The sequence below is a fragment of the Cyanobium sp. Alchichica 3B3-8F6 genome, from assembly GCF_024346435.1.
Classification (GTDB): Bacteria; Cyanobacteriota; Cyanobacteriia; order PCC-6307; family Cyanobiaceae; genus Cyanobium_A.
In genome coordinates, this window is the sequence record NZ_JAGQCZ010000026.1 from 1 (window position 1) to 13724 (window position 13724).

Below are 13724 nucleotides of genomic sequence, written 5' to 3' on the forward strand. Positions count from 1 at the left end.
GCCGTGAGCGTGGCCTGATGGCTGCAGGTTCGGCACTGATAACGCTTGAGGCGGCGGCCGTAGACGAGCCCATGCTCCTGGCCATTGCAGCGGGGACAGCGGAACCCATCAGGCCAGCGCGCCTGCTCCAGAGCAGCCTCACATTGCTCCTCAGTGCCGTAGAGCCGCTGGAACTCAGGCAGCGAGAGGCCTTTCTGGAATTGGATGCCGCTGCGCGCCATGACCGGACTGGTATTTGTGTACCACTCTATTCCCCCGAGTCGGCCGCTGCGGAGCGAGCTGGGTAATCAAGTTCTGGATAGTCAGGATTCGCACCAATTGCTTCGTTGCCAGCTGCACTGATTCCTAGGGTTGCAGCTAGCTCCGCATCGACGTAGTGGAGCCAGCACATCTGACCATCCCTATCACTTCTCGTGCCCGGGAAGCGCTGGCTGTATTCCTCAGAAAGACCGTCCCACTCATCATCACCATTAGAATAGGCATATTCAGGGCCGTCAATATTGGTAGCGTTGATGGTCTTTAATGCATAGGAGAGGGATCCAAGGAACTCACCTTTATCTGTTGGGTAGGCCTCTGGCGAAGCGCCTTGTACGCTGGCGTTAAGCATGCTGAATAGCTCGTCGAGGAACTCGGCAGGCTTATTCAATAATCCTAGGGGCCATTTCGTACCCCACACCTGTCGTAGATATTCGATCCAGAAACCATTACAGTGAGTCATCTCTCCTGTTGACTCAAAACCCAGGGTTACCTTCTTCCCGCAAAACTCCTTTTCGATGACATGGGAGACTTGCTCAGAAACCAATGCGTAGTCATCCGAATCGGGGAATCCAGAAAACGTGTAGTCAACCGCGATGCAGCTGAACAGTGCCTCCAGGGGGGTCGACCTGCTCGTCTCTGTTTGTTTCTATAAGGTAAATTGCTTTCGCCAGTGGGCATAGAAAATCGAGCTCTGGATCTTCCAGCTCAAGCAATTGAATCTGAGGATGATTCGCGCTCTTGCTTGGAGCCGCAAGAATTTCTTTGTTCAGCTCCAGGAGATCGATTTCTTCCTTGTGCACGGAGGTAGCGCAATCGGTTTACCAGGAATTCATCGTACTGCAAATTGCGCTCCTCTTTTGGAAAGACTTTGCTGGAGTTTGCATGTCTCCAGCGGCCCGATTAGGCGCTGTTATGCGGTTATTGCATGAATCGAGGATCAGCTCTCGGCCGTCGTTCGCGTGAGCTTGCTGCAGTTTTTTCGCCTGGGTGTGACAGTAGACGTGATAGCCCACCCATTCATGCGCTTCCTCCACACCGCCGACTGGCAGCTGGGCAAGCCCTATGCCCGCGTCACAGACCCCGATAAACGTGCCCAGCTGCGCCGTGAACGGCTCAGTGCCATCGGCCGGCTTGGTGTGGTGGCGCAGCAACAGGGTGCCGCCTTTATTGCCGTCGCCGGGGATTTGTTTGATACCCATCAGCCAACCAAGGCAGACGTCTCCGCTGCCTGCAGCGCTATTGGTGCGGTGGGGCTGCCTGTGCTGGTCATCCCGGGCAACCACGACCACGGCGGGGCCGGCAGCTGTTGGCAGGAGAGCTACTTCCTTAAGGAAGTGCAGCAATTGGCCCCCAACCTCACAGTGTTCCTCGAGCGCCAGCCGTTCGAGCTCGCCCGCCTTGGCCTTCCTGGGGGCGTGGTGTTGCCCTGTCCGCTGCTGCGCAAAGCCGAGCCGGTGGATCCCACCGCCTGGCTGCGCCAGCTCGACTTCTCGCCCTGGAGCGACCAGCCCAGGATCGTTCTGGCCCATGGATCAGTGCATGGCTTTGGCGGTGAGGACACCGGCGACACGGACGACGAAAACCCACCGGTCCCTACCAACCGGATTGACCTCTCGGCGCTGCCGCCAGGCGAGATCGACTACGTCGCCCTTGGCGACTGGCATGGCCTCAAGCAGGTCAGCAGCCGGGCCTGGTACTCCGGCTGCCATGAGATGGACCGCTTCCCGCGGGCGACCGATTACCGCTCTGGCCAGGTGCTGGTGGTCGACGCAAACCGCGGTCTGCAGCCTGAAGTGTTCGACATCCGCACCGGTGCGATTGGCTGGCATCAGCTCCAGCACCGCTTCAACAGCGACGCTGACCTGGATCGCCTTGAGCAGATCCTCCGCGATCTGATCGGTCCCCGCAGTCAGGAGGATCTGCTGCTTCTTGAGCTGGACGGCAGCCTCAGCCTCGCCGCTGCGTCACGCCTGCAGGATCTGCTGCAGCGCTTCGAGGCCCGGCTGCTGCGCCTCAAGCTGCGCGATCGCACCAGCGTCGCCCCGGATGGTGCTGAACTGCGCCTCCTCACCGAGCGAGCCGGTGATCCGCTGGTAGCTCGTGTGGCCCAGCGGCTGCAGCAGCAGCTGGAGCTGGGAGAAGAGGAAGGCGAGCTGGCCCGGATGGCCCTGCGAGAACTGCACCGCGCCTGTGTCAGCAACTGAGCGAACCCCAAAACCAACGCACCTCCTGATTCCACGACCCCCCAGCTCTCCGCTATGCGCCTCCTCTCTGCTCGCGTTCGTGATTACCGCCGGCATCGCGACCTGCCCATCAGCTTCGATCCACGCTTCACGGTGATCGCCGGGCCCAATCAATCCGGCAAGAGCACCCTGGCTGAGGCGCTGCACCGGGCCCTGTTCCTGCCGGTGAAGACCGGCGGCGAACTGCTGAAGGGCATGCAGTCGGATCCGTTTCTGGCTGAACCGGAAGTGGAGATCAGCTTTGAGGCGGCCGGTGAACGCTGGGAGCTGCGCAAGCGGTTCGCGGGCGCGCGGGGTAGTGCCAGCCTGCGCGACAGCGCTGGCCGCAGCCTGCAGGGGGAAGACGCTGAGGAGCGGCTATCAGAACTGATCGGCACCGCTGCCGTGGCCCGCAACCGTGGTGCCGCTGATCAGCTCAAGGAGCGCTGGGGCCATCTGTGGGTGTGGCAGGGATCAGCCAGCAGCAATCCGCTTGGTCTTAACGCTGCTAGCTATGACCACGATCGCCTGGTGGAACGCCTCCAGGCTGGCGCAGATCTGGGCGTGCAGTCTCCACTGGACCTAGCCGTGCTGGAGGACATCCAGACCCGTTGGGCCACCGTGTACACCCCCGGAGGTGCTAACCGGGCCCCGCAGGTGAAGACGGGCTCCCCTCTGTACAACGCGCGTAAGGCGGCGATCGACGCCCAGGACGATCTGGAGGCCATCGGTGATCAGATCGACCAACAAGCGGCAGCAGAGCAAGCCTTTCAGGAGGCGGTAGCCCAGCTGCAGCGCGTGTGCCAGGCGCTGCCGCCTCTCCAGGTGCAGCGCGGGGAACTGGACCAGAAGCTGAAACGCAGCCAGGAGCTGGAGGCGGCGATCGCCGCGGAGAAGCCTCAGTTGCAGGCGGCCCAGAAGGAACGCGACGACCTCGACAAAGACCGCACGCAGCTGGAGGAGCTGCAAAAGCAAGTGTCCACTCTGGAGGCCGCCAAGGCCCCGGATCAGGAGGCGCTTGAGGCGCTCAAGCATCGCCTGTCTGAGCTGGAGACTGCCCGCGTACATGCCCAGGAGCAGCTGGAAGTCCAGCAACAAACTGTGGCCAAGACCATCCGCGAGGCCACGGCGATCGAAACCCTGCAGAAAGGCCTGGGCCAACTGCAGGAACAACAGCGGCTGGAGCAGCAACTGGCTGCGCTGGCCACCAATCAAGCCCGTTGCGATGAACTCCAGGCAGAAATCGCCCTCCTGCCTGCGCTAACTGCAGCGGATGTGGAGACGCTGCGCCGGCTTGAGACGGCAAGGCGCGATGCCCGGGTTCGCGCGGAAGCACTCTCAGCCGGCATCGAGGTGATCCGTGCCGGACGCCCTGTGCGGGTGGATGGACTTGAGCTGGCCGCAGGAAGCCGTCAGCTGTTGTCGGAGCCGGCGACAGTGCAGGTGGGAGACGATGTGGAACTGCGGCTCACGCCTGGGGATGGCTCCAGTGCTGCGGAAGCAGCAACCGTGCTTGCAGAAGCGGAGGGCAAGTTCCAAACAGAACTCCAGCAATGGAAGCTGACGACGGTGGACGAAGCTGCCACGGCCGAGCGGCGGCGCAGTGATCTACTGGCGGAGCAGCAGCGCCTGATCGAACAACGCGGCGGAGCGGATACCGAAGCCCTGCGCCTCCGGCTGAATGCGTTGATTCAGGGAGCGGATGCTCAGGTTTCGCTCGACGCTGCCGATGCAGCTCTGCAAGGGGAAGCCCTTGAGAGCCGTCTGCGTGCCTTGGAGCAGCAGCTGAGCGAGGCTCGCCAGCAACGCGATGGGGCCACCAAGACGGAACAGCAGCACCAGGCGCTGGTGAAGCAATCCAGTGCTGACCTAGATGCCCAGACCAAGCTGATTGCAACGGCGGAAGCCGGCCTGCGTGAGCGTGAGAACCAGTCACTGGAAGCGAGCACGCGCATTCATGCCCTGCAGGAGCGACACGGCTCTCTTGAGGCTCTGACGGTCGCACTCGCTCAGGCCCGCGAACGCTGCAGGGAACTCCAGAGCAAGCTGGAGGGGCTGGAGAGCGAGCTGGCGGAGCTGGGCGCTGAAAGCCTCAAAGCCAGGGCTGCAGAGCTTGATAAAGAGATCAGCACGCTTGAGAGCCAAGAGCGGGAAGCGACAGAAGCACGCATCCGTGCCGAAAGCCGTCTGCACGGCGATGGAAAGGTTGATCTCCAAGCTGAGCTCGAGCAGAAGCAGGCCGAGCTGGAGTCACGCCTGGAGGAGCAGGAACGGCTGGAGAAGGAGGCGGGGATGCTGACGCTGCTGCGGCGTCTGTTGGAGGAGGAGCAGAACGCAATGGCCACGCAATACACCGCACCGCTCACTGAGCGGATCGGCCGTTATCTCGCCCAGGTGTTCCCCGAGGCCCCGCAGACCAGCCTCAGCTACGACGCTAGAAACGGCTTCCAGGAACTGCAGTGGCGCCGCGGCAACGAAGCGGCCTTTGGCTTTGATGTGCTCAGTACCGGCGCTCGCGAACAGTTCGCCGCTGCCCTGCGGGTCACCATGGCAGAAGTGCTGGCGGAGGCCTACGACGGCACCTTACCCGTGCTGTTTGACGACGCCTTCGCTAACTCTGACCCTGAGCGACAGGCGGGTATTTATCAGATGCTGCAACAAGCCGCTGACCAGGGACTGCAGGTGATCCTGCTTACCTGTGATCCGGAGAGGAGCGAGGGAATTGAGCGGGCAGCACATATCAATCTCGCCCTGTAACCAAGGGGATTGCCTGCAAAAAATGGCTAAGTAGCTGCCTAAGCTGTAGGCAAATTCGACTGTGTTATGGCGCCCAAAGACAGCCTCTTTCGGCGCCTGCAGCACCTGGATCAAGCAGGCACTTCCGAGCGCCAAGCGGCACGTCGCAAGCGCTCGCAACAGAGCAGCGGCGAAATTCTTCAGACCTTTCTGGCGTACTTGCTGGACGATGCTGCCCAAAAGATGGGGCTCGGCATCGCCATTGGCGATCCCCTCACCCTGATTCACGAGCCCACCAATGAGTGGGATCCCAATGCCGTGAAGGTGTTTTGGAAAGGAGAGTGGATCGGCTACATCCCCAAGGACATGGCACCCCTGATCGTTGCCGAAGTGCCGGAGGTGGCCCAGGGGCTTGACGCGGTGGTGACCGGTCTCAGCACCACATCACAACGGGATGCTTTCCGGCTGCAGATCTCGATCCCGATCCCCAAAGCCAGCCGGCGCCTCCGGGAACTGGGCGTGAGCAGCGCCTTTGCATGGGATTTCGACCGCACCACCGGAGCCGACAAACTACGGCTGGTGATCAGTTGCACCGAAACGGCCTTTCGCGAACTGCAAGAGCTGTTAGGCGCCAGCTACGACGTGAGCAAGTGCGGCTACAGCTACTACCCCGCCCAGGACGGCCGCCACTATCCCTGGTATCTCAGCCTCACCGACAGCACCGGCAAGGCGCCCGACAACCCGGAGCAGGTGGAGCAGCTGATACGTTCACTCTTCGGGGCGCCCAGTGAGACCACCCGCATCCGGGAACGGCAAGAACGCCTCAAGGAGCTTGAGGAGAAGCAGGAGGACATCAACACGCGACTGGAGACCAGCCGGGCAGAGGAGCGACGCCTCAGAAGGGAGTTTGATTTCAACAAAAGGGCCTGGGAACAGCGAGCCGAGAAAGCCCAGGAACAAAGTGAGCAAGCCATCGAACTGGCCCAGTCTGTTGAGGGCGAGCTCAGTCAGCAGCTGGACCTCAAAGAGCAGGAGCTGCAGCTAGCCCTCGCCGAAAACAAAGCCCTGGCGGACCAATTGGAGCAGGGCAGCAACGAGCTGGCCACGCTGCGGCTGGACCTCGAGTTTCTCGAGCAGGCAGGCCCTGCAGGGGTGGTCACTGAATTGAGCTACACCCCGTGGAGCAGCACGGATGAGGAAGTCACCGAACAGGAGGTCACCAACCGCCTGCTCAACAGCCTGCGTGGTGTTGCCGGCAGTGCGCGCCTCAAGCTGCGTCAATGCCTCGAGCTGGTGAGTGAGGAGCTCTGCCCTGGCAACTTGCTCGTGCTCGACAGTGCCTGGAGCTCCGCCGATCAGGTGAAGGGTTTTGAACACAGCGACCAACTGTTTGAGCTGCTCTGGCTGCTGGCCACTGGCTATCGCGAGCAGAAGCTGGCTGGGGCTCCTGACCGAATTGCTGGGCAGGTGTTTGGCGGCAGCAGCTATGCCCCCAGGGAATCCCAGACGATTGAGAGCAATCCGCAAGCTAAGCGTGCTCGCACCTTCTCCTATGGGAGCAAGGCCGTCGAGATGTGGCAGCACCTCAAGATCGGGGCCAAGGATTCAGAAAATCGAACTCTGCGGATCCACTTCTGCTGGGATGAGGAGCTGGGGCAGGTGGTGATTGGCCACTGCGGCAAGCACCTTTACAACCCAAATCACTGAATCTTCAGGGCTCAAGGACATCCAATAGCCGGCCATCCTCATCCACCAAGCGATGCCGCTTGCCGGTGCTGCGAGCCCGGCTCTGCGCAGTGCGAAATGCGTCGGCCTCGTTGTGTTTGGTCTGGAAGTGCTGCCAGCGACCGAATTGGTCCTGCCATTCGATCTCTACGCGGGTCATCACGATTGGAGCGGATGAACTCACCATCCCATGGCCCATTGATCGCTGTTGGTGAGGTTGTGCGAATCACCAGCCGCCGGACGTCATGGTCGTGCTTCGCAGGAGAGAGCAGCCATGCCGCAGACAGTCAGGCGAGGCTGTTGCCAGCCAGCACACACGCCATGACTACCGCCATAAAAGACGCCACCAAGGACGCCGCCGCTGACCGGCGCAAACACCTCGCCGCCCAGTTGCTGCGCGGCGAGAGCGTGATGGTCACCCAGCAGGGCGAGATCCGCTCCCTCAGTGAGCGCGGGGACAGCGAGGTAGCGATCACCGTGCCCGAGGGCAAGCTCGCCGCACCCTCCCTCTATTGGTACGAGCGCGACCCGGAGCTGTTTCAGGCCGAGCTGGAGGCCATGAACCACTTCTTCCCCCAGTTCCGGCCCGATCGTCTGGCCGATGGGCGCATGTCCTGGCTGGGGTCACTGGCCAGTGGCATCCCCGGCAGTCAGCGGATCTGGCACCTGCAGCTCGTCTACGACCATGACCATCCCCATGGCGATGACTACGGCGGATCGATCAGCGTCTTCCCGATCGAGCCCGATCTCAATGCCCTCGCCGAGCAGCTGGATGAGCCGATCCCCCACACCCTGCGCCATGAAGCCAGCGGCGAGTTGAGCCTCTGCACGGTGGCAGCTGAATCGTTCCGCCATGGCCGCGATCACTGCAGCACCGCCGCCAGCGCCCTGGCCTGGGCGGCCAAATGGATCGCTGCCTTTGAGCTCCGGATGCTCGGGGAGCTGAGCACGGCCCAGTTCGCCGGTCACCAGATCTGAGGACGCTGCCATGACCACAACCGTTACTGCGATGCCCGTGGAGGTGCTGTTCTCCCGCCGGGCCCATGCGGCCATCTGCGCCGAAACCCTGGAGCACCACCCCAACGAAACGGGCGGCATCCTGCTGGGGCGCTTCCACCAGAACCGCTGGCAGGTGCTCGAGGCGATCGACCCGGGTCCCGCGGCCGAGAGCACCGCCACGAGCTTCAGCTACGACCGGGGCTATGTGAATCACCTGGCCGCCAAGCTGGCGAGCCAGTACCGCCTGCCCCTGCAGCTCGTCGGCCTGTGGCATCGCCACCCCGGCAGCTTCGATCGGTTTTCGGCTGATGACGACAGCACCAACCGGCGCTTTGCCAGGCAGAGCAGCCATGGCGCGCTGTCGTGCCTGGTGAATCTCGATCCCCAGTTCCGCCTCACCGCGTATCACGTCCCAAGGGATCTCCGTTACCAGCGGCTGCCGGTCTGGATCGGCGATGCTCTGCTTGATGGCGAGCTGCGCCAACAGCTCGATACCTCAGACCTTGATCCCGAGCAGTTGGGCGCATCGGTCCTGGCCTGTGAGCTTCAGGATCTGTTTGCCTGCCGAGCACGGACGGCACTGCCGCTTCGAGGGCCGCTGGTGGCTGAGGTGGATCGGGTGCTGGCGCAACTCGATCAACTGCAGCAATGGCGCTACGGCCTGCGGGCATGCGGGGATGTGCTGCAGGTGGCCCTGCTGGAGCGCGCAGGACCTCGCAGGCAGCTCTGGGAAGTGCGCGGCACGCACGACGGCTTGATCACGACATGCGTTCTGGAGCGCTGCGGCCATGACCAGTAAGCGCTCCGAAACCCCGGCCATCGCCTGGTTTCCGGCCGATCTCTCTGCCGACGGTGTCGATCCGGATCTGCACGGCTACTTCCAGGCAGAGACGGGTCACTATGTAGTGCTGGGAACCGATCCCACCGATCTGCGGGAATGCCGGAACCTGAGCGCGGGTTCAGGGATCCCGCCCCTGCACGCGATCCACACCGAGCAGGGTTGGCAGTTCACCGCCGGCGGGCAGCCGTGCATCGCCAAGCCCTATGGACTGGAGAACGATCTGTTCTCCCGCCATGCCGGCCTGCTGGAGACCGCTTCCATGGCGCAATGCGGCGTGATCGTCTGTGGTTGCGGCTCGGTGGGGAGCCTGGCGGCGCTGGATCTGGCCCGCAGCGGTGTGGGGCGTTTTCTGCTGATCGACGACGACCTCCTCTCGATCGAGAACCTCTGCCGCCACCAGTGCGGCTTGGCTGATCTAGGCCGCAGCAAGGCCCGCGCGGTGGCGGACCGGATCCGGCTGATCAACCCGCGTGCCGATGTGCAGGTGCACACCACCACCCTGGAGCGATTGGATCCTGCTGTGGTGGCAGCATTCGCCACCGCCCAGGACACGCATGGCCAACGGCTGCCATCCCTGCTGTTAGCGGCCGCCGACAGCCGCCGGGCCGATCGCTATGCAGCCCAGCTGGCAGCCCAGCTGCAACTTGCTTTTCTCTCGATCGGCCTATGGGAGCGGGCTTTCGCGGGCGAGCTGTTCTATTGGCATCCCGATGCACCGATGCCCTGTTACGGCTGTGCGTTTGAGGGGCTGATCGGATCACTCTCCCGGCGTCCTGAACCGCAGCGCCGCTTCTACAGCAATGAAAGCGAGCTGCAGCAGCTCGACTTTCAACCCGGCCTCGCCATCGACATCGCCTACGTGGTGCAGGTGGGCCTGAAGCTGGCGATCGACCTTCTGAACCGCCATAACCCCCGCCATGTGCCGCGGCTGCTGGGCAAGCTCAGTCAGTACACGCTGGTGTGCAACAGCAACGACGATCGCCTGGGCGGCGAAGCGGCCGGGATCTTCTCGCACCCGCTGCAGGTGACCACCTCGATCCAGGTGGGCTACGGGCAGAACTGCCCGACCTGCCGACGGGCCTGCTGAGGAGCTGCCATGCCGTTCAACGAGAAAGGGGAATTCATCCGCACCCGCCGCTCAGCGGCCCAGTCCTGCGACTCCACTGAACTGAGCCGAGACGACCTGCTCACCGTTGCCAAGGGACTCGGAGCACTGGTGGTGCTGGCGGGGCTGATCTGGTTTGTGGTGGTTTTCCGTGAGTGGATCGCCATCACCCTTGGGTTCTGGGTGGTGAGCAGCCTGCGGGCCTGGCTCAGCAGATAAGCAAACCTGAGCCCGGACCAATCACCGGCGACGTGCAATGCGACGCCGCTCGGTGCCGTCCACCCCGATCACGAGCACGTCGGCTTCGGTGAGCTCAAAGATGGCTCGCTGCTCAAAGCGCTGTGCGATCACCAGCGCCTCTGCGAGTTGCAAGCCGCTGATGGCCCAACTGGCTTCCGCCCAGGGGCCACTGCAGGATCGGCCAAGCACCTCGATCGATTGGGCATCCGGAGCGCGCATTTGCAGGTAGCGATGCAGCAGGCGATGGCGCTCCCTGTTGACGTCGGCCTCCAGAACACGCTCATGGGGGTTCTGGGCTGTGATCACATGCACGGGTGCCGGCAGAGGCAGTGCCGCCGCCCCTATTCCAGCCCAGGCCTGCCCGGGATCGTCCAGGCCAACGATCTCTGTGGCAGAGAAGGCGTCCCAGACATGCTCACGGTCGTCGAGCAAGCGGCGGACTCTGCCCATGAGCTGCTCCAATCCGTCGATGCGCTCCACCGCTTCGGCGGGATGACTGGAGAGCGTGAGGATGCTGCGGCCATGGGCTAGGTGGTTGCGCAAGGTCACCAGGCCGCCCGTCGCTCGATCAAAGGATTTCCGGCTCTCGAAACCGAGGGCCTCGCGCAGAGTTGTGAGTGGGGCCACATGGTTCAACAACGTGGCCAGCGACCAGCCGCCGGGCTCACCGGGCAGGCCCGGTGCATCAGACAGCGGCTGATGACTGAAGGATCCGTACAGGCGCCGCAGGCCCTGCTCGAGGCCCAGCAATCGCGCCAGAAGATAGGCACTCACCACGGGGCTGGCGAGGTCATGGCGCGTGAGGATTCCGACCAGGGTTGAGCCGGAGTGGACCAGCAACCACTGCCGCTGTGCCAGCGCAGCCAGGGCCTGGTGCATCGGCGCTGTCCCCTCCAACCAATGCCATTCAGGTGTGGCCATGGCCACCTCTGCAACACAGCGATCGGGAGACACCCCCTGCAGAGCGCTGCGCAGCACAACCTGAGTCCCGGCCGTGTGGGCAAGGGGGGCCTGGTCAAAGTCGTTGAGCTCCATCCAGATGCGCACCTCCCCAACAGGTTCACCGGGCTCCGGTGCCTGGATGGTGCGACTGCAGAAGTGCTCCGCCAGGAAGATCCGTCCGGCGAGGTCGTCGATCTCAGCGCTGCGCTCCAGCATTCCGGTCAGAGTCAGCCAAGCTGATCATGCCTTGGTTGAGGGTTTGTACTGAGGATTGGCCGCTGGCGGCAGCTCCTGCTGGCCCTGATCGTGCCAGCCGCCTTTGTGGCGGCACCGCAGACCGTCAGGGCGGCAGATGGCTATTGGCTCGATCAATACAACGCGCTGTTGTTTCTGAGCTCGTTCAGGCTGGACCCCGAGCTGCAGGCGATGCGCCAGCAGGGGGCCGGTGTGGTGATGGTGCATGCCGATTCCCTGCCGGATCCGTTGCTGCGTCGTTCCAGGCTGTCGCGGCTCCGCTCCAGTTGAGCTTCAGGGGTGATCCAGCCCATGGCTGCGGGTGATCACTTCGCCATTGCTGCCGAGCAGAAACCTCTGCTGGCTGCCGCTCACCTGCATCCAGGCACCTGTCATTCGTCCCTCAAAGGTGACCTGGCGTCGACCGGGATTGACGCCGTACTGATCAAACCAGGTGCGCTCGCGACGGCTCCAGCTCAAAAAACCTTTGGCACGGAGGCGCTTGAGCTCAGCGGCCGCCCAGCCTTCTGCTCGATCCCTGGCCCACTCTTGGTCTTCTGCACTCTCACGGGGGGTGCAGAACGCTTTGGGGATCTCCCTCACGCCGTACACCGCCGGCATGTAGCGGATGGTGAGGAAGGGGTCGATCGGTTCATCCGCCCAGGCCTCCCAGGCAACGCGCTCACGCTCGAGCTGCTCCAGTGCCTCGGCCTGATCCAGCGCGAGGCAGAGGCGCAGCTCCGCTGGATCAGGCTGCAGCTCAGCAATCAGCTTCTCGAGCCAGTGATCGCTGATCGGCTCTCCCAGCTCAAAGGCACGGATCAGGCTGCCGACCTTGGAGAGGTTGCTGGCGCCAAGACGAGCAGCCAGCTGGCCGGGCTTGAGGTCACGCTGCTGCCGCAGGGCGGCGAGATGACGCGAGAGGTGGCTGCTGCAGCGAACACCGGAGGAAGACATGATTCATCGGGATAGCGTTCCTGCTCATCAACCCCTCGGGGTTCCAGGATTGACCACCTTGCCCAGCAGGAACGGACGGCAGGTTGGTGACCGGCAATCCCCTGGAGGATTGGCGCCGGTGCTCGGGATGAACGGAGCGAACTCCTGCACTGAAGGTAAGAGCCGTGGACGCAGAACTCTTCAACAGCCGTGCGAACAACGACGCGTTGAGGAGTTCTGTGTAAGATTCAGAGGCCTTCTGAGCGCTTGGCCACCAACACGCCGCGCTCAAAGGTTAGGAACAGGCGGTTGTCGCAGAGCGGGCATGGCGCCCAGCTGCAGGTGTCGGTGCCATGGCGGCAGAACCTGGCCTGATCGTCGCCATCAAAGGAAGGCGGGGCTGGATCGCCAACGATGGCCACGACCTGGTCGTAGGTCATGCCCGGTTTGAGGCGCGCCGCATTGGCCGCGTTCACGGGACTGTTGGGATCACGAATCGCCGAGGCCAGAAACAGCCCGATCGCCAAGGCGCTGATTCCGGCTGGAATTGCCAGCAGCGGCAACATGCAGCCCATCAGGGTTCAGGCCGCCGGGCTGCCATGGCGATGCCACTGATCGCGATCAGGTTGGCCAGCAGGAACCAGGTGCCCTCAGCGAAGACGTTGATGCGGTGGCTCAGTTCGGCCTGCTGATCGCGCTGCTCGACAGCATCAATCAGTGCGGCGTAATCCGGGATGAGCGCCACGCCAAACATCACTGACAGCGAGGCTCCATAGACCACAAGCAGCAGGGGGGATCAGGCGTTTCATCGGGAGACACCGGGATGGGAGCAATCGGAGCGCACCTCCTCCTTCAGCTGCGCCAGCAGAGCCTTGGCATCGGGGCTGCTCGTGCGGACATAAGCCAGATGGGATCGGCTGAGGTTGCAGGTGGTGGTGCCCGCATCCGCTGCGAGCTGTTCTGTGAAGAAGTCGAGATGGGCCTGGGCGTACTCGCTGCACTGCTGCGTACCAGCGATGCTGCCGTCGCGAATGTCGCGCCAGCAGGAGGTCACCGCCCACTGCTCCTGATGGTCCTGCCCGAAGCCTTCCGGCTCAGACGGGGAGGTGAGAAGCAGCCAGATGAACCAGACCCCCCCGGCCAGGATGGAGAAGCCGGCCGAGGCGACCAAGGTAAGGAGCAGCTTCTGCCAGGTCTTCATCAGCTGCTCTGGTGTTTGACGACGCAGTTGCCGACCAACAGTCCAGCAGCTTCGGCGTGGAGCATGGTCTTGAGGTTCATGGGAGCAGGCCGGTTGGCCATAGAAGTGAGACCAGCCCACACTGACTGTTGAAACCGCAAACCAGATCCCATCTCCTGCCAGGGCCGCCTAAAAGTGTGTCTACGGAGTGCTGGCGGGGTCTGACAGCATCGGCTTTGGTCGGCGGGAATGGCTCACCTCCATGCCCCAAATCCCAGGCGCAGCAGTTGATCAGCTTGATTCCAA

17 protein-coding genes are annotated in these 13724 nt (G+C 63.0%); 8 read left to right on the forward strand and 9 right to left on the reverse strand.

Annotated elements, in window-relative coordinates; genetic code table 11:
* From KBY65_RS13330 to KBY65_RS13340, 3 genes are all read right to left on the reverse strand, one after another.
* Nucleotides 1-221, reverse strand: a 221-nt coding sequence (locus KBY65_RS13330) for a transposase (protein ID WP_255001918.1), incomplete at its 3' end; no start/stop codon positions are given.
* A 26-nt stretch (nt 222-247) separates the two neighbouring features.
* Nucleotides 248-802, reverse strand: a complete 555-nt coding sequence (locus KBY65_RS13335) for a hypothetical protein (RefSeq protein WP_255001919.1) — start codon at nt 800-802, stop codon at nt 248-250.
* 40 nt (nt 803-842) lie between these two features.
* On the reverse strand, nt 843-1058 hold the full coding sequence (locus KBY65_RS13340; RefSeq protein ID WP_255001921.1) for a hypothetical protein: 216 nt from the start codon (nt 1056-1058) through the stop codon (nt 843-845).
* A 159-nt stretch (nt 1059-1217) separates the two neighbouring features.
* Here KBY65_RS13340 and KBY65_RS13345 point away from each other — a divergent pair, with 159 nt between their 5' ends.
* The 3 genes from KBY65_RS13345 to KBY65_RS13355 all read left to right on the forward strand — a co-directional run bounded on the left by KBY65_RS13345 (nt 1218) and on the right by KBY65_RS13355 (nt 6923).
* Nucleotides 1218-2462: an exonuclease SbcCD subunit D gene (locus tag KBY65_RS13345; protein ID WP_255001922.1), complete on the forward strand. Its 1245-nt coding sequence runs from the start codon at nt 1218-1220 to the stop codon at nt 2460-2462.
* 54 nt (nt 2463-2516) lie between these two features.
* A complete protein-coding gene (locus tag KBY65_RS13350) occupies nt 2517-5237 on the forward strand; it encodes an AAA family ATPase (RefSeq protein WP_254988603.1) in 2721 nt (906 codons plus the stop codon).
* A gap of 66 nt (nt 5238-5303) precedes the next feature.
* The gene (locus KBY65_RS13355; protein ID WP_255001923.1) at nt 5304-6923 is read left to right on the forward strand and encodes an HIRAN domain-containing protein; all 1620 of its coding nucleotides are present in this window, start codon (nt 5304-5306) and stop codon (nt 6921-6923) included.
* 4 nt (nt 6924-6927) lie between these two features.
* Here the strand turns inward: KBY65_RS13355 and KBY65_RS13360 are convergent, their stop codons facing one another.
* Nucleotides 6928-7101 (reverse strand): hypothetical protein, encoded by a 174-nt coding sequence (locus KBY65_RS13360; RefSeq protein WP_198953869.1) that lies wholly within the window; start codon nt 7099-7101, stop codon nt 6928-6930.
* A 161-nt stretch (nt 7102-7262) separates the two neighbouring features.
* On the opposite strand from KBY65_RS13360, the gene KBY65_RS13365 reads away from it, so the two are divergent.
* Genes KBY65_RS13365 through KBY65_RS13380 form a run of 4 tightly spaced genes read left to right on the forward strand, consistent with a single transcriptional unit; the run spans nt 7263 to nt 10105 of the window.
* On the forward strand, nt 7263-7919 hold the full coding sequence (locus KBY65_RS13365; RefSeq protein ID WP_255001924.1) for a hypothetical protein: 657 nt from the start codon (nt 7263-7265) through the stop codon (nt 7917-7919).
* 10 nt (nt 7920-7929) lie between these two features.
* Nucleotides 7930-8739 carry a Mov34/MPN/PAD-1 family protein gene (locus tag KBY65_RS13370; RefSeq protein ID WP_255001925.1) on the forward strand — a complete coding sequence of 270 codons (810 nt, stop codon included), beginning with the start codon at nt 7930-7932 and terminating at the stop codon, nt 8737-8739.
* Nucleotides 8729-9868, forward strand: a complete 1140-nt coding sequence (locus tag KBY65_RS13375; RefSeq protein ID WP_255001926.1) for a HesA/MoeB/ThiF family protein — start codon at nt 8729-8731, stop codon at nt 9866-9868. The genes KBY65_RS13370 and KBY65_RS13375 overlap by 11 nt, the downstream gene beginning before the upstream one ends.
* 9 nt (nt 9869-9877) lie before the next feature.
* Entirely contained in the window at nt 9878-10105 is a 228-nt protein-coding gene (locus KBY65_RS13380; RefSeq protein WP_094560634.1) for a hypothetical protein, read from the forward strand.
* A 21-nt stretch (nt 10106-10126) separates the two neighbouring features.
* On the opposite strand, the gene KBY65_RS13385 is transcribed toward KBY65_RS13380, so the two are convergent.
* On the reverse strand, nt 10127-11284 hold the full coding sequence (locus tag KBY65_RS13385; protein WP_255001927.1) for a DUF3293 domain-containing protein: 1158 nt from the start codon (nt 11282-11284) through the stop codon (nt 10127-10129).
* A gap of 90 nt (nt 11285-11374) precedes the next feature.
* Between KBY65_RS13385 and KBY65_RS13390 the strand changes: the two genes are divergently transcribed.
* Nucleotides 11375-11593, forward strand: a complete 219-nt coding sequence (locus tag KBY65_RS13390; protein WP_255001928.1) for a hypothetical protein — start codon at nt 11375-11377, stop codon at nt 11591-11593.
* Nucleotides 11594-11596: 3 nt separating this feature from the next.
* Here the strand turns inward: KBY65_RS13390 and KBY65_RS13395 are convergent, their stop codons facing one another.
* The 4 genes from KBY65_RS13395 to KBY65_RS13410 form a co-directional block, all read right to left on the reverse strand.
* Complete coding sequence (locus tag KBY65_RS13395; protein WP_094560640.1) at nt 11597-12259, reverse strand: hypothetical protein; 663 nt, start codon at nt 12257-12259, stop codon at nt 11597-11599.
* A 227-nt stretch (nt 12260-12486) separates the two neighbouring features.
* A complete protein-coding gene (locus KBY65_RS13400; protein WP_255001929.1) occupies nt 12487-12813 on the reverse strand; it encodes a hypothetical protein in 327 nt (108 codons plus the stop codon).
* Entirely contained in the window at nt 12813-12983 is a 171-nt protein-coding gene (locus KBY65_RS13405) for a hypothetical protein (RefSeq protein WP_255001930.1), read from the reverse strand. The genes KBY65_RS13400 and KBY65_RS13405 overlap by 1 nt, the downstream gene beginning before the upstream one ends.
* A gap of 60 nt (nt 12984-13043) precedes the next feature.
* Nucleotides 13044-13439: a hypothetical protein gene (locus KBY65_RS13410; protein ID WP_094560644.1), complete on the reverse strand. Its 396-nt coding sequence runs from the start codon at nt 13437-13439 to the stop codon at nt 13044-13046.
* Nucleotides 13440-13724 lie beyond the last annotated feature (285 nt).